At 46.2% G+C, this 23260-nt stretch carries 22 protein-coding genes, 1 pseudogene and 1 riboswitch; of the genes and pseudogenes, 17 read left to right on the forward strand and 6 right to left on the reverse strand.

The genetic code is table 11. The annotated features are described in order from the left end of the window. Positions 1 to 9 precede the first annotated feature (9 nt). From DW769_RS07295 to rsmI, 11 genes are all read left to right on the forward strand, one after another. Complete coding sequence (locus tag DW769_RS07295) at positions 10 to 846, forward strand: PRD domain-containing protein (protein ID WP_055267258.1); 837 nt, start codon at positions 10 to 12, stop codon at positions 844 to 846. A 4-nt stretch (positions 847 to 850) separates the two neighbouring features. Further along, positions 851 to 1108, forward strand: coding sequence for an HPr family phosphocarrier protein (locus tag DW769_RS07300; protein WP_055267256.1), 258 nt, complete (start codon positions 851 to 853; stop codon positions 1106 to 1108). Between the two features lie 23 nt (positions 1109 to 1131). Further along, positions 1132 to 2760: a phosphoenolpyruvate--protein phosphotransferase gene (gene ptsP, locus DW769_RS07305; protein WP_117510698.1), complete on the forward strand. Its 1629-nt coding sequence runs from the start codon at positions 1132 to 1134 to the stop codon at positions 2758 to 2760. 222 nt (positions 2761 to 2982) lie between these two features. Next, positions 2983 to 3094: riboswitch (SAM riboswitch) on the forward strand. Positions 3095 to 3221: 127 nt separating this feature from the next. Continuing rightward, positions 3222 to 4409, forward strand: coding sequence for a methionine adenosyltransferase (gene metK, locus DW769_RS07310; RefSeq protein WP_055267252.1), 1188 nt, complete (start codon positions 3222 to 3224; stop codon positions 4407 to 4409). A 187-nt stretch (positions 4410 to 4596) separates the two neighbouring features. Further along, the gene (locus DW769_RS07315; RefSeq protein ID WP_118750216.1) at positions 4597 to 6090 is read left to right on the forward strand and encodes a sensor histidine kinase; all 1494 of its coding nucleotides are present in this window, start codon (positions 4597 to 4599) and stop codon (positions 6088 to 6090) included. Then, on the forward strand, positions 6087 to 6776 hold the full coding sequence (locus DW769_RS07320) for a response regulator transcription factor (protein ID WP_022461272.1): 690 nt from the start codon (positions 6087 to 6089) through the stop codon (positions 6774 to 6776). Before DW769_RS07315 ends, DW769_RS07320 begins: the two co-directional genes overlap by 4 nt. A gap of 27 nt (positions 6777 to 6803) precedes the next feature. After that, entirely contained in the window at positions 6804 to 7400 is a 597-nt protein-coding gene (locus tag DW769_RS07325; protein ID WP_055226007.1) for a guanylate kinase, read from the forward strand. A gap of 54 nt (positions 7401 to 7454) precedes the next feature. Next, entirely contained in the window at positions 7455 to 8444 is a 990-nt protein-coding gene (holB, locus tag DW769_RS07330; protein WP_022461270.1) for a DNA polymerase III subunit delta', read from the forward strand. A 4-nt stretch (positions 8445 to 8448) separates the two neighbouring features. Next, a complete protein-coding gene (locus DW769_RS07335) occupies positions 8449 to 9351 on the forward strand; it encodes a PSP1 domain-containing protein (RefSeq protein WP_118750180.1) in 903 nt (300 codons plus the stop codon). Between the two features lie 169 nt (positions 9352 to 9520). Beyond that, on the forward strand, positions 9521 to 10204 hold the full coding sequence (locus tag DW769_RS07340) for a tRNA1(Val) (adenine(37)-N6)-methyltransferase (RefSeq protein WP_055226320.1): 684 nt from the start codon (positions 9521 to 9523) through the stop codon (positions 10202 to 10204). A gap of 4 nt (positions 10205 to 10208) precedes the next feature. Continuing rightward, positions 10209 to 11069 carry a 16S rRNA (cytidine(1402)-2'-O)-methyltransferase gene (gene rsmI / locus DW769_RS07345; protein ID WP_022461267.1) on the forward strand — a complete coding sequence of 287 codons (861 nt, stop codon included), beginning with the start codon at positions 10209 to 10211 and terminating at the stop codon, positions 11067 to 11069. Between the two features lie 46 nt (positions 11070 to 11115). Here the strand turns inward: rsmI and DW769_RS17270 are convergent. Beyond that, positions 11116 to 11259 (reverse strand): annotated as a pseudogene (locus DW769_RS17270) (type II toxin-antitoxin system death-on-curing family toxin); the annotation flags it as partial. Continuing rightward, on the reverse strand, positions 11256 to 11498 hold the full coding sequence (locus DW769_RS07355) for a type II toxin-antitoxin system Phd/YefM family antitoxin (RefSeq protein WP_118750181.1): 243 nt from the start codon (positions 11496 to 11498) through the stop codon (positions 11256 to 11258). The pseudogene DW769_RS17270 and the gene DW769_RS07355, both read right to left, overlap by 4 nt. Positions 11499 to 11645: 147 nt before the next feature. Here DW769_RS07355 and DW769_RS07360 point away from each other — a divergent pair, with 147 nt between their 5' ends. The 3 genes from DW769_RS07360 (at position 11646) to DW769_RS07370 (ending at position 14507) form a co-directional block, all read left to right on the forward strand. Then, positions 11646 to 12269 carry a helix-turn-helix domain-containing protein gene (locus tag DW769_RS07360; RefSeq protein ID WP_118750182.1) on the forward strand — a complete coding sequence of 208 codons (624 nt, stop codon included), beginning with the start codon at positions 11646 to 11648 and terminating at the stop codon, positions 12267 to 12269. A gap of 113 nt (positions 12270 to 12382) precedes the next feature. Continuing rightward, positions 12383 to 13750 carry an MATE family efflux transporter gene (locus DW769_RS07365; protein ID WP_022461265.1) on the forward strand — a complete coding sequence of 456 codons (1368 nt, stop codon included), beginning with the start codon at positions 12383 to 12385 and terminating at the stop codon, positions 13748 to 13750. 148 nt (positions 13751 to 13898) lie between these two features. Beyond that, complete coding sequence (locus DW769_RS07370; protein WP_117762080.1) at positions 13899 to 14507, forward strand: nucleoside recognition protein; 609 nt, start codon at positions 13899 to 13901, stop codon at positions 14505 to 14507. Here DW769_RS07370 and DW769_RS07375 read toward each other — a convergent pair whose 3' ends face one another. From DW769_RS07375 to DW769_RS07385, 3 genes are all read right to left on the reverse strand, one after another. Next, entirely contained in the window at positions 14508 to 15740 is a 1233-nt protein-coding gene (locus DW769_RS07375; protein ID WP_022461263.1) for an aminopeptidase, read from the reverse strand. Between the two features lie 26 nt (positions 15741 to 15766). Beyond that, positions 15767 to 16483 (reverse strand): histidine phosphatase family protein, encoded by a 717-nt coding sequence (locus DW769_RS07380; protein WP_022461262.1) that lies wholly within the window; start codon positions 16481 to 16483, stop codon positions 15767 to 15769. A gap of 261 nt (positions 16484 to 16744) precedes the next feature. Beyond that, positions 16745 to 17179, reverse strand: coding sequence for a hypothetical protein (locus tag DW769_RS07385; RefSeq protein ID WP_022461261.1), 435 nt, complete (start codon positions 17177 to 17179; stop codon positions 16745 to 16747). 151 nt (positions 17180 to 17330) lie between these two features. On the opposite strand from DW769_RS07385, the gene DW769_RS07390 reads away from it, so the two are divergent. Further along, positions 17331 to 18644 (forward strand): ATP-binding protein, encoded by a 1314-nt coding sequence (locus DW769_RS07390; RefSeq protein ID WP_022461260.1) that lies wholly within the window; start codon positions 17331 to 17333, stop codon positions 18642 to 18644. Between the two features lie 31 nt (positions 18645 to 18675). Here DW769_RS07390 and tnpC read toward each other — a convergent pair whose 3' ends face one another. Continuing rightward, positions 18676 to 20133 carry an IS66 family transposase gene (tnpC, locus tag DW769_RS16405; protein WP_238061561.1) on the reverse strand — a complete coding sequence of 486 codons (1458 nt, stop codon included), beginning with the start codon at positions 20131 to 20133 and terminating at the stop codon, positions 18676 to 18678. Positions 20134 to 20746: 613 nt separating this feature from the next. On the opposite strand from tnpC, the gene DW769_RS07400 reads away from it, so the two are divergent. Beyond that, the gene (locus tag DW769_RS07400) at positions 20747 to 21847 is read left to right on the forward strand and encodes a LacI family DNA-binding transcriptional regulator (RefSeq protein WP_118601474.1); all 1101 of its coding nucleotides are present in this window, start codon (positions 20747 to 20749) and stop codon (positions 21845 to 21847) included. A 67-nt stretch (positions 21848 to 21914) separates the two neighbouring features. Beyond that, positions 21915 to 23216, forward strand: a complete 1302-nt coding sequence (locus DW769_RS07405; protein ID WP_022461257.1) for an ABC transporter substrate-binding protein — start codon at positions 21915 to 21917, stop codon at positions 23214 to 23216. Positions 23217 to 23260: the final 44 nt, after the last annotated feature.

The following is a 23260-nucleotide window of genomic DNA, read 5'->3' on the forward strand; positions in this document are numbered from 1 at the left end:
GTGAGAAGAATGTACAGGATAGCAAAAACACTGAACCACAATTCATTTATTGGTGTGGAAGAAGAAAATAACCGGGAATATCTGGTCATGGGGAAAGGAATTGCATTTGGGAAAAAAACGGGACAGCGTGTACAGCCGGGAGACGATGCCCGCATTTATTCCCTGACAGAGATGACGGAGCGAGGAAATGCCAGAACCATTGTACAGGGCGTTTCTCCGCTCAGCCTGGAGCTGGCGAGTGCCGTGCTTGACGAGGCAGAAAAGGAATTTGGAAAAATTGACCGTTCCATCGTCTTTCCAATGGCAGATCATCTGGATTTTGCTGTCCGGCGGATTCAGAACGGTGAGCAGATCAGCAATCCGCTCACCGACGATATCCGTGTGATGTTTTACAAAGAGTATAAAGTTGCTTCCTGTATCAGGGAGCTTTTAAAAGAACGGCTTCAGATCGAAATTGATGAACATGAAATCGGCTATCTTGCACTTCATGTTCATTCGGCAATTGTGGAGGAAAATGTTTCACAGGCCATGGAAGTAGCAAGAGCAGTCCGGGAGAGCATTTCTTTGGTGGAGCATATCACCGGGCATACCATCGATGTGATGTCGTTGTCGTATAACCGTATGATGAACCATATCCGCTATATGGTTGCAAGAGCGGTCAGTGGGGAAAAACTGAAAGTAAATATGAATGACTACATGTCCGTAAAGTTTCCGGAAGCCTTTCAGGCGGCGAAACGAATCTGTGAGGAGATGGAAAAGAGGCTGAAACTTCCGATGGAGGAGATCGAAATTGGATATCTCGCTATGCACATAGAACGGATTATGGACAGAGAAGAAGGAGAATAAAAGCATGAAAACATTTGAATATACCATTAAAGATGAACTGGGAATCCACGCAAGACCGGCAGGAATGCTGGTAAAGGAGGCAAAAAATTTTGCATCGGAATGCACCATCACAAAAGATGGAAAAACGAAAAAACTGACTCAGCTGATGATGCTGATGTCACTTGGTGTAAAGCAGGGAGATACCGTAACCGTTGCAGCAAACGGAGAGGACGAAGATGCAGCGATTGAGACGCTGAAAGCGTTTTTCGAAGCAAATCTGTAAAAAGTACGCTCGGAGGATAAAAAATGCAGTATTTTCAGGGGAAATCCGTATATAAAGGAATTGTTATGGGACCGGTTGCGGTTCTGAAGAAAAATGATTACCAGGTTAAAAGAGCCCGGATTGAAGATCCGGAAGCAGAAGTAAAACGTGTGAAAGAAGCCGTGGAGGTTTCGAAAAAACAGCTTGGCAGACTGTATGACAAGGCAGTCCGGGAAGTTGGAGAGGCAAGTGCGGCGATCTTTGAAGTCCATCAGATGATGCTGGAGGATGAGGACTATCTGGAATCAATGGAGAATATGATCCGGACAGAACTGGTAAATGCAGAATATGCAGCGGCAGCAACCGGCGATAATTTTGCAGAGATGTTTGCAGCTATGGATGATGAATATATGAAGGCTCGTTCCGCAGATGTAAAAGATATTTCCGAACGTCTGGTCCGCAATTTAAGCGGCGAGGGAGATAACGACCTGAGTTCTATGGAACCATCTGTTATAGTGGCAGACGATTTAAGTCCGAGTGAAACTGTACAGATGGACAAAGAAAAAATACTTGCGTTTGTGACTGTGCATGGATCTACCAATTCTCATACTGCGATTCTTGCGCGAATGATGAATATTCCGGCATTAATCGGCGTCCCGATGGATTTAAACGGTCTGAAAACAGGCATGACGGCCGTTGTAGACGGTTTTTCAGGTCAGGTTATCTTTGAGCCGGAGGAGGATGTGCGGAAGGAAACCGAAAAAAGAATGCAGGAAGAAGCAGAAAAACAGAAGCTTCTTGAGGAGTTAAAAGGAAAAGAAAATATTACGCCGGATGGCCGTAAGATCAACATCTATGCAAATATCGGCAGTGTTGGTGACCTTGGCTATGTGATGGAAAATGATGCCGGTGGAATTGGACTTTTCCGAAGCGAATTCCTCTATCTTGGAAGAAATGATTTCCCAACGGAGGAAGAACAGTTTCAGGCATATAAACAGGCCGTGCAGACCATGGCAGGCAAAAAAGTGATTATCCGTACGCTGGATATCGGGGCAGATAAGCAGGTAGAATACTTTAATCTTGGAAAAGAAGAAAATCCGGCGCTTGGGTACCGTGCAATCCGGATTTGTCTGAAACAGCCGGAAATTTTTAAAGCGCAGCTTCGCGCATTGTTCCGCGCAGCCGTTTACGGAAACCTTTCTGTCATGTATCCGATGATCACATCAACAGAAGAGGTAGAAAAAATCTACGCAATTGTTGCAGAGGTAGAGGAAGAGCTGAAAGCACAGGAAGTGCAGTATAAAATTCCGGAGCAGGGCATTATGATCGAGACACCGGCAGCCGTGATGATCAGCGACCGTCTGGCGGAAATGGTGGATTTCTTCAGCATCGGAACGAATGACCTGACGCAGTATACCCTGGCGATTGATCGTCAGAATGAGCAGCTGGATGATTTCTACAATCCACACCATGAAGCTGTTCTTCGGATGATTCGCATGGTGGTGGAAAATGCACACAAATGCGGAAAATGGGCAGGAATCTGCGGGGAGCTCGGTGCAGATCTGACATTGACGGAGCAGTTTGTACGAATGGGTGTGGATGAGCTTTCTGTTGCTCCGTCCATGATTCTGAAGCTGCGGAAGATTGTCCGTGAGATGAAAGCAGAAGAGTAGAAGAAAAGATACAGCAGATAAGAAAACTCTCTGTTTTGGAGAGTTTTCTTATCTGTTCACAAATAACAGAAGATACAGCCGAAAAATCAGAAAAAAAGAAAGGATGTTTGGGACAACAGTAAGAAAATGTCTCAAATCCTTTTATTTCCTCTTGACGAATGGCGTATTTTGCGATAGTGTATCAGAGTAACAAAAAACAAAATCAAAAATTGAGTTGCTTTTCTCTTATTCAGAGTGGTGGAGATACATAGGATCTGTGAAACCACGGCAACCCCCGGCAGATTGGTCTGCATGGGAAGGTGCCAGCCTGAGCGAAATTTTCGAACAATAAGGGGATTTGAACATTACTATTCAGGTCCGCTAAAAATTGCGGATCTTTTTTTACGAAAAAATGTTCAGGGAAAGCCAAAGCCCACGAACGAAAAGCAAAAGAGAAGAGAAGAAAAAAAAGGAGAAAAAGAATGGAAAAAAGACTGTTTACTTCTGAGTCTGTAACCGAAGGACATCCGGACAAAATCTGTGATGCCATTTCTGACGCGATTCTGGATGCGCTGCTTGAGCAGGATCCGATGAGCCGTGTAGCTTGCGAAACCTGTACTACAACAGGATACGTTATGGTAATGGGTGAGATTACATCCAACGCACACATTGATTTCCAGCAGGTTGTACGTGATACCGTTCGCGAAATCGGCTACGACCGTGCAAAATACGGATTTGACGCAGATACCTGCGCTGTTGTAACTGCAATTGACAAACAGTCCACCGATATCGCTATGGGTGTAGACAAAGCGCTCGAAGCAAAAGAGAACAATATGAGCGATGAGGAGATCGATGCCATTGGAGCAGGAGATCAGGGAATGATGTTCGGATTCGCAACCAACGAGACCGAAGAGTACATGCCATACCCGATCTACATGGCACACAAACTGGCTCGCCAGCTGACCAAAGTCCGCAAAGACGGTACTTTAACATACCTGCGTCCGGACGGAAAAACACAGGTAACCGTAGAGTACGATGAGAACGGCAAACCGTTCCGTCTTGATGCGGTTGTTCTTTCCACTCAGCATGATCCGGAAGTATCCCAGGAGCAGATTCATGAGGATATCAAAAAATACGTATTCGACGAAATCATTCCGGCAGACATGGTAGATGAGCACACCAAGTTCTTCATCAACCCGACCGGCCGTTTTGTAATCGGCGGACCTCACGGAGATTCCGGCCTCACCGGACGTAAGATCATCGTAGACACCTACGGCGGATACGCTCGTCACGGCGGCGGAGCTTTCTCCGGAAAAGACTGTACAAAGGTAGACCGTTCTGCAGCTTATGCAGCACGTTACGTAGCAAAGAATATCGTAGCAGCAGGTCTTGCCGACAAATGCGAGGTCCAGCTTTCCTACGCAATCGGTGTCGCTCATCCGACCTCTATCATGATCGACAGCTACGGCACAGGAAAACTCTCCGACAACAAACTGACCGATATCGTTCGTGAGAACTTCGACCTTCGTCCGGCTGGAATCATCAAAATGCTGGATCTGCGCCGTCCGATCTACAAACAGACTTCCGCTTACGGCCACTTCGGAAGAAACGATCTGGATCTGCCGTGGGAGAAACTGGACAAAGTAGAAGACCTGAAAAAATACCTTTAAAACACGGTTGTTCGTACGAACCTTGTGTTTATAGAAAGTTTAGAAAGATTCATCTAAGTTAATGAAAAATCCTCAGGCGTTGTGCTATAATAAATTTAGACTGCGTACTGGGGATTTTTTGTGCGCAAAAGTACGAAATATGTGTTGGAAAACAGGTGGATCTTATATGGAAAAAAAGAAGAAAAGCATGAAATTAAGGACGAGAGTAATCATTTCTTTTTTCATCATCATACTGGTTCCGATCGTGATGTGTGCCTTGACGTTTTACTTTTTTGTAGGGTATAAAGCAAAGATTATCGGTGAAAAATACGGTCTTGCGAACGCAACATACCGGACGATTTCGAACAACACCCTGCTGCTGAATGCGATGACATCAGAAGAGTACGACGAAGTAGAGGATACCGCGAAATCGGATACGGCAAAGCTGGAAGAAACGAATTATCTCTCTGTTCTGAATGCAAGACTGCAGAAAAAACAGTCGTTTATCGCGGTGCGCGAGGATGGTGTTATCATTTACAATGGCTCGGAGGAGCTGTCGTCGGAGGAGCTGGAAAATGAGCTGCCGAAATACGGTGACCCGGGGGCAAATTCGAAGGGCGGCGTTTATTTCCGCAATGAAAAACAGTGGATGGTCAAACAGGCGGACTATGAGAACTCGGACGGAAAAGAATGCAGTGCGTTTATCGTCACCAAGACAGACCAGATTGCGCCGCAGATTACGGGCATGGTAAAAGAGCTAGGCATCGTGATTGTGCTGATTCTGGTGCTCACCAGTCTGGGCCTGAGCTTCTGGATTTACCGCGGTGTGATCGGACCGCTCGAGCAGCTGAAAAAGGCGACACAGAATATCAAAGACGGAAATCTGGATTTCACTGTTGAACCGTGCGGCGTGGCGGAGATTAATGACCTCTGCGAGGACTTTGAGGAGATGCGTATCCGGCTGAAAGAGACGGCGGAGGAAAAAGTCGAGTTTGACAAAGAGAATAAAGAGCTGATCAGTAACATTTCGCATGATCTGAAAACACCGATTACCGCGGTCAAGGGTTATGTCGAGGGAATCATGGACGGTGTGGCAAATACGCCGGAGAAGATGGACCGCTACATCCGCACCATTTACAACAAAGCGAATGAGATGGACCGTCTGATCAATGAGCTGACGTTTTATTCCAAGATTGACACGAACCGCATTCCGTATACGTTTTCGAAGATTCACATTGCGGATTATTTTGATGACTGCGTGGAGGAACTGAATCTGGAGCTTGACGCGCAGCATGTGGATCTGACATACTTTAATTATCTCGAGGACGACCCGATCGTCATCGCGGATGCGGAGCAGATCAAGCGTGTCATCAATAACATTGTAAGCAATTCCATCAAATATATGGACAAGAGCCATAAGGTCATCAACATCCGTCTGCGTGATGTCGGAGATTTTGTGCAGGTGGAGATTGAGGACAACGGAAAGGGAATTGCGACGAAGGATCTGACGAAGATTTTCGACCGTTTCTACCGCACCGACACGTCCCGCAACAGCACGAGAGGCGGCAGCGGCATCGGTCTTTCCATCGTGAAGAAGATTCTCGAAGACCACGGCGGAAAAGTGTGGGCCACCAGCAAAGAAGGCGTGGGCACCACGATGTACTTTGTATTAAGAAAATATCAGGAGGTACCTGTTTCATGAGTAAGATACTGATTGTTGAGGATGAGGAATCCATTGCGGATCTGGAGAAGGATTATTTAGAACTTTCGGGCTTTGAGGTAGAGATTGAAAACCAGGGAGACACCGGTCTTGTGCGGGCGGTCAAAGAGGATTTTGATCTGCTGATTCTGGATCTGATGCTGCCGGAGGTGGATGGCTTTGAGATCTGCCGTGAGGTGCGTGAGAAGAAAGATATTCCGATTATCATGGTTTCGGCAAAGAAGGATGATATCGACAAAATCCGCGGACTCGGCCTTGGTGCGGATGATTATATGACGAAGCCATTTTCTCCGAGTGAGCTGGTTGCGCGTGTGAAAGCGCATCTGGCACGGTACGACCGTCTGGTCGGAAACGGCAAGAAAGAGAATGATGTTGTGGAGATCCGCGGCATCAAGATTGACAAAACGGCACGCCGCGTGTGGGTGAACGGAGAGGAGAAGCAGTTTACAACGAAAGAGTTCGATCTGCTGACCTTCCTTGCGGAGAATCCGAACCGCGTTTTCACGAAAGAAGAGCTGTTCCGTGAGATCTGGGATATGGAGTCCATCGGAGATATTGCGACGGTTACAGTGCATATCAAGAAGATCCGTGAAAAAATAGAGTTTAATACGGCAAAGCCGCAGTATATCGAGACGATCTGGGGCGTTGGATATCGGTTTAAGGCATAAAGAATCTGTGTTTCGGGGAGAGATAAAATGGGAAAAATTTACTATCTGATGGGAAAAAGTGCGTCAGGGAAAGATCATATTTATGAGCATCTGATCCAGGAGACGGCGCTGGATTTAAAACCGTTTGTCCTGTATACAACACGGCCGATCCGGAGCGGGGAGCAGGACGGAAGAGAGTATTTCTTTGTGGATGAAAAACGGCTTTCGGAACTGCGGGAGGCCGGAAAGATTATCGAGGAGCGCATGTATTCGACGGTGCAGGGGCCGTGGTATTATTTTACGGCGGATGACGGGCAGATTGATCTTGCGAAGCATGATTATCTCGGAATCGGGACACTGGAATCGTATCTGAAATTAAAGGCATACTTCGGGGAGCAGGCGATGGTTCCGCTGTATGTCGAGGTGGACGACGGGCTGCGGCTTTCGCGGGCACTGGAACGGGAAAGAAAACAGACAGAGCCGAAATACGCGGAGATGTGCCGGAGATTCCTGGCGGACTGTGAGGATTTTACGGAGGAGAAAATTGCGGAAGCTGGAATTGTCCGCAGATTTTCCAATAATTCTACGCCGGAAGACTGTTTTTCCGAAATTCAGAATTTTGTGGAACAACAGAAAAAGTTGTGATATACTTAATGCAGTATTAGTAAGAAATACAAAAGAACTCCAGGGGGTGATTTTATGCAGGGTTTTCAGAAGGTTGTAGGACATCAGGAAATCATAACGCATTTACAGAATGCCATTTCGATGAATAAAGTATCTCATGCTTATCTTTTTGGCGGAGAGAGTGGATCGGGAAAGAAAATGATGGCTTCACTGTTTGCGATGACGCTTCAGTGCGAGAAGCACGGGGTCGAGCCCTGTATGGAATGCCCGTCCTGTAAAAAGGCACAGAGCCAGAATCATCCGGATATCATTTATGTGAAGCATGAAAAGCCGAACACCATCAGCATCGATGAAATCCGCGAGCAGCTCATTAACGATGTGATGATCAAGCCGTACAGCAGTCCGTACAAGATTTATATCATCGACGAGGCGCAGAAGCTGACACTTCAGGCGCAGAACGCGCTGCTGAAGACGATCGAGGAGCCGCCGGCCTACGCAGTTGTCATGCTTCTGGCAGACAACCCGGATGCGCTGCTTCCGACGATTTCGTCACGCTGCGTGCAGTTAAATTTAAAACCAGTGGGAGACCAGCTTGTGAAAGATTATCTGATGAACGAAATGCATGTGCCGGATTACCAGGCAGAGGTTGATGCGTCCCTGGCGCAGGGAAATATCGGAAAAGCAGAGCGGATTGCCCGTTCTCCGGAATACGAGGAGACGCTGGAAAGTGCACTCCGCATGGCAAAGTACGCCGACAGTATGCCGCTGTATGAAATCGTGGAGACGATCAAAAAACTGACGGCCGAAAAAGACAATATTGATGATTACTTCGATATCTTTTCTTTATGGTTCCGCGATGTTCTGCTCTTTAAGGCGACAAAAGAGGTCGATTCCCTTGTGTTCAAGCAGGAGCTGAATGGAATCCGTGAGAGAGCAAATAAGAGCTCATACGAAGGCCTGGAGAAGATTATAGAGGCGATTCAGAAGGCGAGAGCCCGCCTGAACGCGAATGTTAATTTTGATTTAACCATGGAGCTTATGTTCCTGACAATGAAGGAAAACTGATAGCATGATAACAATTATAGGAGTACGTTTTCGAAACGTAGGAAAAGTATATTATTTCTCGCCGAGAGAGCTGGACATCTGCGTGGGCGACCACGTTATCGTTGAGACGGCGCGCGGCGTAGAGTATGGTTTCGTTGTGCTGGGGCCAAAAGAAGTTGACGATTCCAAGGTGATCCAGCCGTTGAAAGAAGTCATCCGCATTGCAACGCCGAAGGATGATGCGCGGGAGGAGAGCAACCGCAAGAAAGAAAAAGAAGCGTTTGAAATCTGCCAGAAGAAGATCCGGGCGCACAACCTGGAGATGAAGCTGATCGATGCAGAGTATACGTTTGACAATAACAAGATGCTGTTTTACTTTACCGCCGACGGAAGAATTGATTTCCGTGAGCTGGTAAAGGATCTGGCGGCTGTCTTTAAGACGAGAATCGAGCTTCGCCAGATCGGTGTCCGCGATGAGACAAAGATCCTCGGCGGAATCGGCATCTGCGGCAGACCGCTTTGCTGCCATACGTATCTGTCCGAGTTTGCACCGGTTTCGATCAAGATGGCAAAAGAGCAGAACCTGTCCCTGAACCCGACGAAGATTTCGGGTGTCTGCGGACGACTGATGTGTTGCCTGAAAAACGAGCAGGAAACCTATGAATACCTGAACCGCAAGCTGCCGGGTGTCGGCGATATCGTAACGCTGCCGGACGGCATGAAAGGTGAGGTTTCCGGTGTGAATGTACTTCGTCAGCTCGTAAAAGTGCTGGTGGATGTGAACGATGAGAAGGAAATGCGGGAGTACCCGGTGGAAGAGCTCAAGTTCAAGCCGAAGCATAAGAAGGAAAAAGGCAAAGAGAAGAAAAAAGACAGAAACAGCTCCGGGGAGCAGGCTTCTTCGGAAGAGGCAAAACAGCCGGAATAAGATTGATTTGGAATGCATTTTGAAAAAAGTAAGCGCCGGGTAAAACTGACGCTTCTTTTTGTGTGATGCGGCGCTGGGCGGTCAGCAGGAGGAGGGATTTTCATTGGATAGAAAAGAAGAATTTTTGAAGCCGGGTGAGCGGCTCGATGATCTGCAGAACGGTTACTGGATGATACAGAATCCATCCCTTTTCTGCTATGGCATTGACGCGGTGCTGCTGGCATCCTACGCGAAGGTGAAGCGCGGGGAGCGGGCGATGGATTTCTGCACGGGATCGGGAATTGTGCCGATTCTGCTGAAGGCGAAGACAAACGGAGAGCATTTTTCCGGGCTGGAAATTCAGGAGTACAGTGCCGAGATGGCACAGCGGAGTGTGCGGTACAATCATCTGGAAAATGATGTTGAGATTTTCCAGGGAGATGTGAAGACGGCATCGCAGCAGTTTGGAAAAGAAGTGTTTGATGTGGTAACGTGCAATCCGCCGTACATGACGGGGCAGCACGGGCTGACGAATGCGCTTGAGGCGAAGACGATTGCGCGGCATGAGGTGCTGTGCTCGTTTGATGATATTGCGAAAGAGGCATCGGCGGTTTTAAAGACGAAAGGACGGTTCTATCTGGTGCACCGGCCGTTCCGGCTGGCGGAGATTTTTTCGACGCTGAAAAAATATCATCTGGAACCAAAAAGGATGCAGCTCGTTTATCCGTTTGTGGACAAGGAGCCGAACATGGTGCTGATCGAGGCGATGAAAGGCGGGAATCCGAGAATTACCGTGGAGAAACCGCTGATTGTGTATGAGACGCCGGGCGTGTATACAAAGGACATCCGGGAATTATATGGAGACGGGAGATAAGAACATGGCAGGAAAATTATATTTGTGTGCAACACCAATTGGAAATCTGGAGGACATGACCTTCCGTGCAATCCGCATTCTGCAGGAGGTCGATTTGATCGCGGCGGAGGATACGAGAAACAGCATTAAGCTGCTGAACCATTTTGAGATTCATACGCCGATGACGAGTTATCACGAATACAACAAATACGACAAGGGCCGCGAGCTGGTGCAGAAGCTGCTGGCGGGAACAAATATCGCGCTGATCACGGATGCCGGAACACCGGGAATTTCTGATCCGGGTGAGGAGCTGGTGAAGATGGCGTACGAGGCAGGCATCGAAGTGACAAGCCTGCCGGGCGCATGCGCGTGTGTGACGGCACTGACACTGTCGGGACTTTCAACGAGAAGATTTGTCTTCGAAGCATTTCTTCCGCCGGATAAAAAAGAACATAAACTGGCGCTGGAACGGCTGAAAAACGAGACGCGGACGATGATCGTGTACGAGGCGCCGCATCATCTGCTGAAGACACTGCGGGAACTGCTGGAGACGCTTGGCAACCGGCGGCTGACACTCTGCCGGGAACTGACCAAGAAACACGAGACGGCATGGCAGACCACGATTGAAGATGCCATCACTCGCTACGAACAGGAAGATCCGAAAGGCGAATGCGTTCTTGTCATCGAGGGCAGAAGCCAGAAAGAAATCGAGGACGAGGCGAAGGCGGCGTTTGAGGAGATTTCGATCGAAGAACATATGAAACGGTATGAAGATCAGGGGATTGCAAGAAAAGAAGCGATGAAACTCGTGGCGAAGGATCGCGGGGTGACGAAGAGGGATATTTATCAGTATCTGCTGGGAAAAGAATCATACAATGATTTTTGATCAGGCCATAGCCCAGTCTTGCGGCTTTTGCCTGCAGGGTGGGGTACAAGTCTTCTCCGCCGAAGGACTGGAAAGGCGTTTCGAGAGCGGAGTCCAGCAGATTGTAATCTCTGACTCCGTCGCTTCCGCCAGTTTGCTGAATCAACTGAGTATGCAGCATGAGAATCTGCTTTTTACTCAGTCTTTTCATTTAGCAAGTACCTCGTATGCTTCTTTGTTTTGTTCCATCAGGCGTTTTGAGATGCTTAACACATCCTCTTCGGATGCAGTGGTTTCCTGCTCGGCTTTGCTGAAGTCGATGACAAGATATCTTGGAATGTTATTTTTCAGAATCACAGCAGAACCGTATTCGTCTACCAGGCGGGCGACTTTGGAAAAATTCTGGTTTGCTTCGGAAATGGAAATTAAGGTTTTTGTGTCGATAGCCATTTTGGGTACCTCCTTAAGACTTTTTTCTATAGTATATATAAATCTTAGGATAAATACAACCTAATTTGCCGTGTTATTTTTTGTTGCTTGCCGCAACGCCAGTTTTTATCGTATGATAGGCCCATCAAATACGAGGAGGACACAGTTATGCTGAGTGATAACATCAAAATACTGCGAAAGAAAAAAGGATATTCCCAGGAAACGCTGGCGGAGCAGCTGCATGTGGTGCGGCAGACGATTTCGAAATGGGAGAAAGGGATTTCGGTTCCGGATGCGGTGATGCTGGATCGGATGGCGGAGCTGTTTGAGGTGCCGGTGAGTGTGCTGCTGGGCGGCGGGCTGGAAGTAGAGGAGGAGCAGCCTTCGGAACTGAATGAGATTGCACAGCAGCTTGCGGTCTTAAATGATCAGCTGGTGCAGCAGGCAGTGCGGAGACGGAAAGTGATCCGGTATGCGTTTGTTGGTGTGTTTGCGGCGATCTTTGTTCTGATTGGAGCGGCGATCGGACTTCGGGTGTACACGGAATCACAGCTGCGGGATGAAGCGTCGCTTTGCACGGTTCGTTATGAATGCACGCTCGACGGGGAATCATATGTATATGAAGCTTCCTATAACAGTCAGTATCAGATCTTGTACGAGGGCGGCGATGCCTGGATTTCGAATCATGTGCAGCCGGAGCAGTACGAGGATGTGAATGTGCTGTCGGCGCAGATGCAGGATTACTTCGAAGAAAAAGGCGGAACATGCACGATCATTGACGAAAATCTGTAAAAGTTTTGTATTATTGTATTTTTTTATGGTTTTGGGTATTTTATCTGCCCGGTAATTCCTCTCTTCTGATATAATGGTAACAATGCATTATATCAGAGGGAGGAATTTTCTTTATGTCACAGACACAAACCCGGCGGAGTTCTCAGGTTGATCTGCTTCATGGCTCGATCCTGAAATCTCTGCTGCTTTTTGCCCTGCCGATTATGGCGTCCCGCGTGTTTCAGCAGATTTACAACACGATGGATACGCTGATCGTCGGCTATACACTCGGCGACTCGTCGATTGCGGCGATGGGTGCCTGCTCGTCGATTTATGAGATGATGACCGGATTTACCTTCGGCGTCGGAAACGGTCTTGCAATCGTCACGGCGCGCTGCTTTGGACGGCAGGAGACAGACCGGATGAAAAAATCGGTTGCATCCTGTATCGTCATCGGCGTTGCCGTTACGCTGGTTGTCACGATTCTGGCAACGATCTTCATGCATCCGCTGCTGCGCCTGCTGAAAACACCGGCGAAGATTCTTGAGGAATCCTACAGTTACATTTCGATTCTCTCGATTTTCCTGTTCGTCATGTTCGCCTACAACCTGTGCTCCGGTCTGCTGCGGGCGATCGGAAACAGCTTCATGCCGCTCGTGTTCCTGATCTTTTCATCGCTGGTAAACATCGTGCTCGATCTGCTGTTTATCCGCACCTTTGGCATGGGCGTCCGCGGTGCCGCGATTGCAACCGTCATTGCACAGGGGATTTCCGTGGTGCTCTGCCTGATTTATATTGTTACGAAAGCGAAAATTCTGTTGCCGGAAAAACGCCACTTTGAGCCGGACCGCGGACTGTACGCGGATCTGCTGGCACAGGGATTTTCAATGGGATTCATGAGCAGCATCATTTACGTTGGTTCGATCGTTCTGCAGCCGGGCATCAACAGTCTTGGATATGAAACAATTGCGGGACATACCGCTGCGAGAAAGCTGTTTTCGTTCTCCATGATGCCGCTTTCTTCGATGGCGCAGGCCGTCAACACCTACGTTGCACAGAATCGCGGTGCGGATAACCGGGAGCGCGTACACAAAGGCATCCGCTATGCCTACTTATTCTGCTTCAGCGTTACCATCGCTTTGATTATCTGTGTCACACCGTTTGCGCCAACCCTGGTACACCTGATCTCCGGCTCCTCCGACCCGACCGTCCTCGGAAACGGCGCCCGCTACCTCCGCGTAGCCATCCCGTTCTTCTTCGCACTCGGCCTCGTCAACTGCAGCCGCTTGGCGCTTCAGGCATTGGGAGAAAAAATTCTGCCGCTGCTGTCGAGCTTTATTGAGCTTTTTGGAAAGATTATCTTCGCAATGGTATTCATCCCGCGTTACCATTACAGCGCCGTAATCTGGTGCGAACCGATTATCTGGTGCTTCATGGCTGCGGAGCTTGTGATTTCACTGTATCGAAATCCTTATATGAGAAAAGGGAAAGCGGGAAATTGATTTTTAAATGAAAAAGTGCCGGGCAATACACGAAGAAATATATAGTCTATTTTGTTCACTGGATAGGGTATAACAGGATCCTGTTCGAATCATGGAAAATATAAAGTCAGCATATTTTTATAAAGATCTTTTTTAGTCAGGTGATGCAATGAACGTTCTATGGAGTTCCATGCTGCTTCTCGGCATCGTATACGGCGCGATACAGGGGCGGATGCCGGAGGTGACGGATGGGGTGATTCGGGCTTCGCGGGAGGCGGTGGTGCTGGCGGTTTCGCTGGTTGGGGTGACAGGGTTCTGGGCGGGGCTGATGGAGATTGCGAAGAAGGCGGGAGTGATTGACGGGCTGGTGAAAAGGATGGGGCCGGTGCTGCGGTTTTTGTTTCCGAGAGTGCCGGAAGAGCATCCTGCAATGCGGGCGGCGGGGATGAATATGATCTGTAATGTGTTTGGGCTTGGCGCGGCTGCGACGCCGCCGGGGCTTGCGGCGATGGAGCGGTTTGAGGAGCTGGAGGAGGAGCGGCGGAAAACGAAAAACCCGGCCGCAGTTCCAGAAGGAACCGCGAACCGGGAAATGTGTACGTTTTTGATTTTGAATATTTCATCCCTGCAGCTCATCCCCGTCAACATCATCGCGTACCGCAGTCAGTACGGCAGTGTCCATCCGACGGCAATTGTCGGACCGGCGCTTGCGGCGACAGCGGCGAGTACGATTGCGGCGGTGGTGTTCTGCAAAGTGATGGAAAGGATGGGGCGATGATTATTCAGCCCAGGTGCCGTTTACAAAGACATCGGTCTCGCTTCCGTCTTCGTGGATACCCACGATGTGCAGGTCATCCGATCCAACCATAAAGTCAACGTGGATCAGGGAATCATTGACACCTTTTGCGAGGATTTCTTCATCACTCATATCCATAAATCCGTCCAGAACCTCAGAGAATCCGGCACCGGCGGCAACATGACAGCATGCGTTCTCATCGAACAGTGTGTTGAAGAACATCAGACCGGACTGGTTGATCGGGGACTCCTTCGGAACGAGTGCAACCTCGCCGAGCATCGAAGCGCCGTCATCCATGGCGAACATTTTTTTCAGAACTTCCTCGCCCTGCTCTGCGTGGCAGTCAACGACTCTTCCGTCTTTAAAATCAACAGTAAAGTTGTTGATAACCTGTCCGGACCAGCTGAGCGGTTTGGTGGAAACAAGGCGGCCTTCGCATTTGCCGCGCATCGGGCTGGTGAAAACTTCCTCGGTCGGCATATTCGGAACGAAGAAGACCTTGTTCAGATGATTGATATCGCCGGCGCCGCTCCATTTTGCGCCCGGGATCAGCTCAACGGTGAAATCAGTTCCATTTTTGCTGGTGTAATGCAGTTTATGGAACGCCTGCTCGGTCATCCATTTTGCCTTGCTGATCATACGGTTGCTGTGTGCCTGCCAGATCTTTTCGATATCTTCGCCTTCTTTTAAGTACAGGCAGTCGAAAATGGCATTCCACAGTTTCTCAACTGCAACATCCTCCGGCTCGCCCGGGAATACTTTTGCAGCCCATGCCGGTGATGGAGCGGCAACGATCAGCCACTGATGTTTTCCGTCGATCTGGTCGCGGTATTTTTTCGTTACTTTTGCGCGCATCTGGCGAACGGTGGAGAGCAGGTCAGCGGAGATGCCGGCAAGCTCGTCCGGATCGGAGGAGTCGATGAAAATGCGGACCGGCAGATCCACGGTCATCTGTTTGAGGCGCTCTTCTTCCCAGGTCTGAACGGTGCCGAGAGTTTCTGCGGATGCATACTGATAATTCAGTTTGTTGATCGGACCGCACTCCCAGATCACTTCAACATAGCTGGCACCGGCCTTGTAGCACTCTTCGGTAACCATGGTAGCAAGCTGAACCTGGTCAACGCCGGTCTGCAGGCGGACACGCTGTCCTTTCTGTACATTTGCGCCGATTTTTACGATCAGCTCTGCGTATTCTCTTAATTTTGCTTCATTCATGATAAAAATCTTCCTTTTTGTAAAGTTTAAAATTGAAATGGATCGTTAAACGCTCCATAATAGGAAACCGGCTCGCCCGCCGAAAGCAGGTGATGGACATCGCCTACGGTCTGGCAGCGGAAGTACACCTCGCCCGGTTTGCGCTCCTCGGTTCCGACGATCGTGACGGAAGTCGGCGCCAGGAACATGCCCTGCCAGAGCTGCACCGGTGTCATGTTCAGCAGGTGGGACAGCGCCACACACGTAACGCCGAGATGGCAGAAGCAGACAATGACAGCTTCGCGGTTCGTTTCATCCGAAGCGTGATAGCGGTAACCGTCGCGTACATAACCGTAGCGCGCAAGCAGTGCATCGAGTCCGTCGGTCACAAAATGATAATTCTCGTCCATGTTTCCGGTCTGCATGATCGGATTTTTCGTCCAGAGATTATTGTCATAGAGATCCCGGTTTGCATCGAGCACATCCGGAAGAAAATCCCACGGAATCCGGCGCTTTCCGGTCTCCGGATCAAGGACAGGCGCATCAAACTCCCGCAGCCACGGAAGAATTTCGGCCTCGCGGCCCGCATTTTTCAACGTAAAAGAAGCCGTATCCTTCGCACGTCCGAGCGGCGAGCAGTAAAAATCGGTGACGTTCCATTTCACCGTCCGCTTCGAAAGTAGCTCAGCCTCACGCCAGCCTTTTTCAGTCAGAGAATCAATCTCATAATTCGGTTCGCCGTGGCGGATAAAAATAAGTTTCATAAGAATTCCTTTCTTCGTATACCACAAATCGTTTGGTTTATGCATCGAAAAGTCAATTTCAGTTCCGAAAAATTAGTGATGAAGCATAAAATATTCGGAATTGCTATAGGTTAGTGTATCACAAATTGTCAAATTTGTGTGAGTTTCTACGGAAAAAGATGCGACAAATTGGAAGAGTGTTTTGGAAAGATGGGACTGGTAGAAAAACAAGTTTGCTCAATAAATCAATCGTTTAAGCCAGTTTGGCATAATGGATAAAAATTATACGCGGATATTTCCGTTTTTCATTTCACTCATCTGTTTATTTTTCAGCATCCATGGAACGGTTATGTTTCCTGGACCCCAAATTTGTTTTTTGGGATGCAGAAATCCCAGCGTAGCGGAAAACAGAATCCACAGGAGAAACCATAAAATACTCTGATAAACACCACTCTGGACACCGGATTCCAGAAGAACACTGCCAAGAAGGGAATCGGCCGCACTGCTGGAAACAATGAGTGGAATGCTGGCATGATCCATGTAGGGGAGAGAAAGCAGTCCGCCGATGAGTAAACCAATGAGACTCAAGAAAATGACTCTGAGAAAACCAAAAAGCGTATTAAAATGGTTCATATAGCGGACAGAAAGCAGATCTCTTGTGGAATAGGAAGTTGCAGCAGTTTTCATTGCTTCAGCAAGATCGGAGGCCTGCTTCACAGGAATAAATACGCCGCTTTCGCTGCCAGAATATTATGAAACTCATCGACTTTCATCACTGTAAAAAATGTAATTATCAGACTAAAACTCATTGTATTTTTTGTAATTGCGTAATATACTATACTTACATTATGATGATGGAGGTGCGTCTATGTACCGAATTGCTATTGAAAAACTATTAAAATGGAAACAAAGCAAACGCCGCAAACCCTTAATTATTGAAGGGGCACGTCAGGTTGGCAAGACTTGGCTAATGAAAGAATTCGGCAAGCAGGCGTATACAGATGCCATATATATCAATTTTGACTCTAATTCCAGAATGGCAGAGTTATTTGCTTCTGACTTGGATACTGACCGCTTAATTATGGGATTAGAGTTGTATGCTGGTCGCAAAATTGATCCAGACAATTCTTTATTGATTTTTGATGAAGTACAGGAAGTTCCGAGAGCGCTGGCATCTCTTAAGTATTTTTATGAAAACGCCCCGCAGTACCACATTGTATGTGCCGGTTCTTTGCTTGGTATCGCTTTGCATCAAGGCACATCTTTTCCCGTTGGCAAGGTAGATTTCTTAAAGCTTTATCCTCTTTCGTTCAAAGAGTTTTTGATGGCAACCGATAAGGAACGTTTTGCCGAACTTCTTGATAAGCAAGACTTTGGGATGATTACATGCTTTAAGCAAACATATATCGATTCCTTAAAGCAATACTACTTTGTCGGTGGTATGCCTGAAGCTGTGCAAAGCTTCGCAGAGAACAAAGACTTTAATGAGGTCCGTGAAATTCAAAAGCGAATCCTTGCAGCCTACGAACAAGACTTCTCTAAACATGCTCCAAATGAGATTGTACCAAGACTTCGTATGTTGTGGAACAGTATTCCTTCTCAGTTAGCCAAAGAAAACAAAAAATTCATTTACGGGCTCGTCCGTGAAGGTGCCCGTGCGAAAGACTATGAAACCGCAATTATGTGGCTCAGTGATTGCGGTCTCGTTCATAAGGTCAGCCGTGTAAATGCAACGGGCATCCCGCTACGGGCGTATGAGGACTTAAAAGCATTTAAGTTATTTTTGGTAGATGTGGGATTGCTCGGATGCATGACGGGGCTTCGTCAACGTACTTTGCTTGATGGGAACGATCTTTTTGTCGAATTCAAAGGCGCACTTACTGAACAGTATGTTTGTCAGCAATTAAAAACCATCGAAGATTTAGGTATTTATTATTATACCAACGATAGGGGTTCTTGTGAGGTTGACTTTGTTATTGATACAGGTGAGCAAATTATTCCGGTTGAAGTGAAGGCAGAAGTTAACCTTAGAGCAAAGAGCTTGAAAACATATCAGGAGAAGTTTTCACCTGATATATCTGTTCGTACTTCGATGGCAGATTTCAAAAAGGAAGATTGGCTTATAAATTTGCCGCTCTATGCAATTGAGAAGATTGATAAAACAATAGATGAGCTAAGTTAAATGTTATTCTCATGTAACTATTCAGAACCCCCTATTCGAAAATGAAATCTGGGCATCCTGAGATTGCCTTTCTGATTGCATCGTATGCGTTGTGCCCTTGCTTATGGGCTGTGCCAACATAGGACATGATTTTCAGATAATCCCTGGCTCCTTCTTCACTTCGGAAGCAGCCTGATACTTTCGTCTTAACTTTTATCATCCTTAAATCTCGTTCCGCCTGATTGTTATCAAACGGAACCATGAAGTTATGGATAAAAAGGCAGACTGATGCCTTGTAATTATCAAAGCGCTCCACCAGAGCAAGAATCTTTCCTTTTTTCTTTCTCCCACGTTTTTTCTCTGCGGTAACCGGAAGCGGATTTTTTTCCCTGGCTTGTTTGATAAGTTCATCGTATCGCTTATCAAACTTATGATAGTGATAATAGCTGAGAGTTTCTTTACCGGCCTCTACAGCTTTATCTTTGACCTTCTTCATTTTTATCAGAAGGCCTATAAATGCAGACGCCCATTTCTGCTCGGGATGGTTCTCGGCAATGCCTGTCAATTCCCGTAATAAGTGGGCACAGCAGACTGCATGTTGGCAATCTTCGTAACTCCAGTAAGAAGCCCAGCAGTCATGCATGGAAATACCGTGAAACAATGGCAGCACACCGCACTGCTCCATGCCAAGATATCCACGCTTTGGACTGATATCAAGGTACGTGAATTCACAGTTTGATGCATCATGAACCCACCATAGTTTTTTATCAACACGGGTTCCGGTCTCATCGAAATGACCAAGACTTGAATCGGCAACTTTTTGCTTTATCCGGTTTACTGTCTCGGATACTGCGTCAGCACAACGTTTTACCATGTTACTTATGATTCCGGTGGCAAGTGGGATGTTAAATACGCCAGAGAGAATCTCATGTGTTCTTTTCACACTGACTGCTCCGACTGTATTTAAAGCAACAGATAGTGCCTGCAAGTTCTCACCATACTGCACGGTTGCTTTAACATCATTAGGAAAGCTCCCTTTTCTGGTATCTCCATGAAGCATACAGATTGGAATCTCGAGAAGCTGATGTTCCACGACATTAACAGTGACGACCGCATCAATGACATGTCGTTTTTCTGCAACACAGGCAGTTCCTTTACACATTTTGTAATGAGGACATCCTTCGCAGGCAGATGGCATATGTTTCACAATCTCATCAGGGTCTGAAATGACAGACAGGTATGTTCCCTGATGACCTTCCTGTCCGCCAACCTTTTTACCAGAAGGTTTACGCAGACTTTTTGGCGCAGGTTTTTTAAAGCCATCACTTGAAGGCGGCTTGGAACTGTTTTTAGAATTCTTGTTAAGCTGTTCTCTCAGTTCCTGAATGGTCTGATTGAGCTGGGTGATAAGCGCAGTCTGCGCATCAAATGATTGTTGCAGGGAATTCAAAGATGCATTTAATGCATTGACTTGCATTTGCAGCTGCGTATTCATTTCCTCTACTGTCAAAGAGACCACCTTCTTTCACTAAAATATGATAGTTCTATTTTAGCGTAAAATCAGAAAAAAAGCGAATTGTGTGGAAATGCTCATTGGGCAAAATGACTGTGGATAAAGCTATTTTTTTAAGGTGCAAGTGTTGCTAAATTTAATCAAAATCCGATAAAAATAGGATTTTGAAATACAAAAATGATGAATTAAAATCAGTAATCCACAAAGATGGAAATAGCTGCTTCACCATCGGTTAGTTATCCACCGACAGGAAGCAAATGAAGTGAAAACAGATTTTTTATTTTCTCTGTTTTTCACAAAAAATCACATGGACTCTATCAGGGGTTCTGAATAGTTACAAAAAACTTATAAAAGCGTTGGTTCATTTTGGAATCAACGCTTTTATAAGTTTTTTAAGAGTATATGTAAAATATTGTATAAAAACAAAGAATAAGTAGTTTTGCATGGTAAAAATGGAGAGGGTAATTGTCGAAAATATAATTATTAATAGCGAAATACTATATGGATACGTGACCACATTTTTGCTTATTGAACAAAATAACATATACAGATAAAATGATGCTTGTAACAAGACAAGAACAATATAACGAGAAAGAAAGATGAATAGAATATGTCTGCAGAAAAAAATATTACTAGAAAAGATGTGGCAGAAAAAGCAGGCGTATCGGTGTCTGTTGTTTCAAGAGTACTTAATAACAGTGGATATGTCGACAAAGAAAAAAAGAAAAAAATTATTAAGATAGCAGAGCAACTGGGATATATTCCAAATCCGATAGCTATGGCTCTTCAAACAAGAAGAACATATCAGATAATATTTTTTTGCAATGATCTGACAGGTGCCTATTATAATCAAATGTATCATGGAATGGCGAAGACAGCGAAAGAAAGGGGATATCATCTTTTACTTCAAAAAGATTATGATTTTGAATCAGTAAAAAAAATCTTGGCAGATGGAATTATATTTCCGACAGAAAATGTAGCACAGGATTATGCTGAAACAGTAGGAAAAAATTATCGTCTGCCTACGGTAACAATATCTTTTGACCCGTCGGCGATATTTGCTAAACCAATGCCTTCGGTAGTTATTGAGAATCAAAAAATAATTAATGCCAGTATTGATTATCTTATACAGAAAGGACATAAAAAGATAGGAATGCTCCTTCCGTTTGATTACGGATATGCAAATTCCAGATATAAAGCCTGGAAGGAACGTATGAAGATGGAATCAATTTTTTTAGGGGGAGGGGTAGAGACTAACTATGAACACTATATTATAAACTGTGGAAAACCAGAAGAGGAAAACAAGAAAAAAGATTACAGATATTTAGGTCCTTATCAATCGGAATCAGAAGGATTTGTATATTATGATCTTTTCAAAGTTGGATATGAAGCAGCAAATTTGTATAAAAGTTCAAAGTATAAAGCAACGGCACTTATATGTTTTAATGATGATTTAGCTCAGGGATTTATTGCTGGCTTACAAGCAATAGGCTTGAGAGTGCCCGAAGATATATCGGTTATGGGAATTGATGGTATTTTTACAAGAAATCATTTTAAACCTAAGTTGACCACAATGTCCATTTATCCTGAAAGACAAGGAGCAAAATGTGTAGAAGTATTAATCGATATGCTGGAAGGGAAAAAATATAAATATATGAATTATTCTCCCTACGGTATTTTAGAGGGGGAGACAGTAAAGGACTTAAAGTAGAATATTTGCCGGAAAAAGCGCGCAGTTTCGGCTGATATAGAGAAAATAAACACTAGGAGGAAGGAAAATGAAGTTAAAAAAAGTACTCGCATTGACACTTGCAGGGATCATGACCGTAGGTCTGGCAGCATGTGGAGGAACCAAAGAATCTAGTGAAAAAACAGAAGCAGGAAAAGAAAAACAGAAACTTGTTATCTGGTCATGGGGAGCAGATGAGGAGAAGAAATCAAGGGAAGCAGCTGTTGAAGCATTTCAGAAAGCACATCCTGAGATCGAAGTGGAACATTCTGTCATTCCTACAGCCGATCATGTATGGGATCAGAAGATGACTGCAGCCCTGTCAGCAGGAACAGGTCCGGATGTCATCCAGATGTCACCGGATTATTACGGATTATACACCGATTATTATGAAGATTTAAATCCATATGTGGAAAAAGAAGGGGTGGATTTAGATTCTGTAGTTACAGAGGGCATGATGGATCCTTATTACCGCCCGGATGGAAAACTGGAAGGTATGCCTCTGCTCCAGAACTGTTTTGTACTGGCATATAACAAAGACATGTTCGATGAGTTTGGCGTAGAGTATCCGACAGCAGAATGGACATGGGATGATGTGGCGGAAGCAGCGAAGAAATTTGCCGGAGGCGAAGGCGCAGATGCTACATTCGGTATTGTTAACCACTGGATAGATCCGCCGCTGTCTATCATCTGTAAAGGCGGAAATGCATACTCAGATGATTTATCAACATGTGAGATCGATTCACAGGAAGTCAGAGATGGTCTGGATTTATTCGGAGATATGATCCAGAGCGGTGCAATGCCTGATGATACAGCAGCCAAGAGTCTTCCGAAAGAACAGCTTTTTGTATCCGGCCATGCGGCAATGTATACATTAGGCGGATTTGAGACAAAGCTGATTGCAGAAGAGATCGGTGAAAACTTTAACTGGGATGTTGTATCCATGCCGAAAGTTCCGGACGGTGGAAAAAACAATCTTTTATACGCAACAGGATATGCCATGCTGAAGGATTCTGAAAATAAAGATGCTGCATGGACATTCTTGAAAGAGGCATCTTATGAAAATGAAGACATGGCAAAGGAAACATGCCGTGCAGGAATGACAGCTTGTAAGAGCGTTGCAGAGGGTTACTATAAAGAACTGACATATGGTCCGATTGATAACAGCGCATACCTAGAAGGGCTTTCTGATGCAAAACTGAATATCTGGGGCGGTGCATATGCAGCACCTGGAGATGTATGGACCCAGATCTGGCAGGCAGTAACCATTGATGGTAAGAGTGCTGATGAGGCGATCAATGAATACTATCCGGCACTGGAAAAAGCATTTAATGAAGCAAATGGAAACTAAATGTTAAATCACAAGAAGGTGTTGCGAACGATATGCAGCACCTT

Origin of the sequence: Blautia sp. AM29-29 (assembly GCF_003480555.1) — a bacterium.
Classification (GTDB): Bacteria; Bacillota; Clostridia; order Lachnospirales; family Lachnospiraceae; genus Fusicatenibacter; species Fusicatenibacter saccharivorans.

Excerpts from the sequence above, each read along its gene's own strand:
- DW769_RS07335 (WP_118750180.1), top strand. The coding sequence starts at position 8,449 with ATGATAACAATTATAGGAGTACGTTTTCGAAACGTAGGAAAAGTATAT.
- DW769_RS07390 (WP_022461260.1), top strand. The coding sequence starts at position 17,331 with ATGTACCGAATTGCTATTGAAAAACTATTAAAATGGAAACAAAGCAAA.
- DW769_RS07375 (WP_022461263.1), bottom strand. The coding sequence starts at position 15,740 with ATGAATGAAGCAAAATTAAGAGAATACGCAGAGCTGATCGTAAAAATC.
- DW769_RS07360 (WP_118750182.1), top strand. The coding sequence starts at position 11,646 with ATGCTGAGTGATAACATCAAAATACTGCGAAAGAAAAAAGGATATTCC.
- holB (WP_022461270.1), top strand. The coding sequence starts at position 7,455 with ATGCAGGGTTTTCAGAAGGTTGTAGGACATCAGGAAATCATAACGCAT.
- DW769_RS07405 (WP_022461257.1), top strand. The coding sequence starts at position 21,915 with ATGAAGTTAAAAAAAGTACTCGCATTGACACTTGCAGGGATCATGACC.
- DW769_RS07340 (WP_055226320.1), top strand. The coding sequence starts at position 9,521 with ATGATACAGAATCCATCCCTTTTCTGCTATGGCATTGACGCGGTGCTG.
- metK (WP_055267252.1), top strand. The coding sequence starts at position 3,222 with ATGGAAAAAAGACTGTTTACTTCTGAGTCTGTAACCGAAGGACATCCG.
- DW769_RS07295 (WP_055267258.1), top strand. The coding sequence starts at position 10 with ATGTACAGGATAGCAAAAACACTGAACCACAATTCATTTATTGGTGTG.
- DW769_RS07355 (WP_118750181.1), bottom strand. The coding sequence starts at position 11,498 with ATGGCTATCGACACAAAAACCTTAATTTCCATTTCCGAAGCAAACCAG.
- DW769_RS07400 (WP_118601474.1), top strand. The coding sequence starts at position 20,747 with ATGTCTGCAGAAAAAAATATTACTAGAAAAGATGTGGCAGAAAAAGCA.
- DW769_RS07320 (WP_022461272.1), top strand. The coding sequence starts at position 6,087 with ATGAGTAAGATACTGATTGTTGAGGATGAGGAATCCATTGCGGATCTG.
- DW769_RS07315 (WP_118750216.1), top strand. The coding sequence starts at position 4,597 with ATGAAATTAAGGACGAGAGTAATCATTTCTTTTTTCATCATCATACTG.
- DW769_RS07380 (WP_022461262.1), bottom strand. The coding sequence starts at position 16,483 with ATGAAACTTATTTTTATCCGCCACGGCGAACCGAATTATGAGATTGAT.
- DW769_RS07365 (WP_022461265.1), top strand. The coding sequence starts at position 12,383 with ATGTCACAGACACAAACCCGGCGGAGTTCTCAGGTTGATCTGCTTCAT.
- rsmI (WP_022461267.1), top strand. The coding sequence starts at position 10,209 with ATGGCAGGAAAATTATATTTGTGTGCAACACCAATTGGAAATCTGGAG.
- DW769_RS07325 (WP_055226007.1), top strand. The coding sequence starts at position 6,804 with ATGGGAAAAATTTACTATCTGATGGGAAAAAGTGCGTCAGGGAAAGAT.
- DW769_RS07300 (WP_055267256.1), top strand. The coding sequence starts at position 851 with ATGAAAACATTTGAATATACCATTAAAGATGAACTGGGAATCCACGCA.
- DW769_RS07370 (WP_117762080.1), top strand. The coding sequence starts at position 13,899 with ATGAACGTTCTATGGAGTTCCATGCTGCTTCTCGGCATCGTATACGGC.
- ptsP (WP_117510698.1), top strand. The coding sequence starts at position 1,132 with ATGCAGTATTTTCAGGGGAAATCCGTATATAAAGGAATTGTTATGGGA.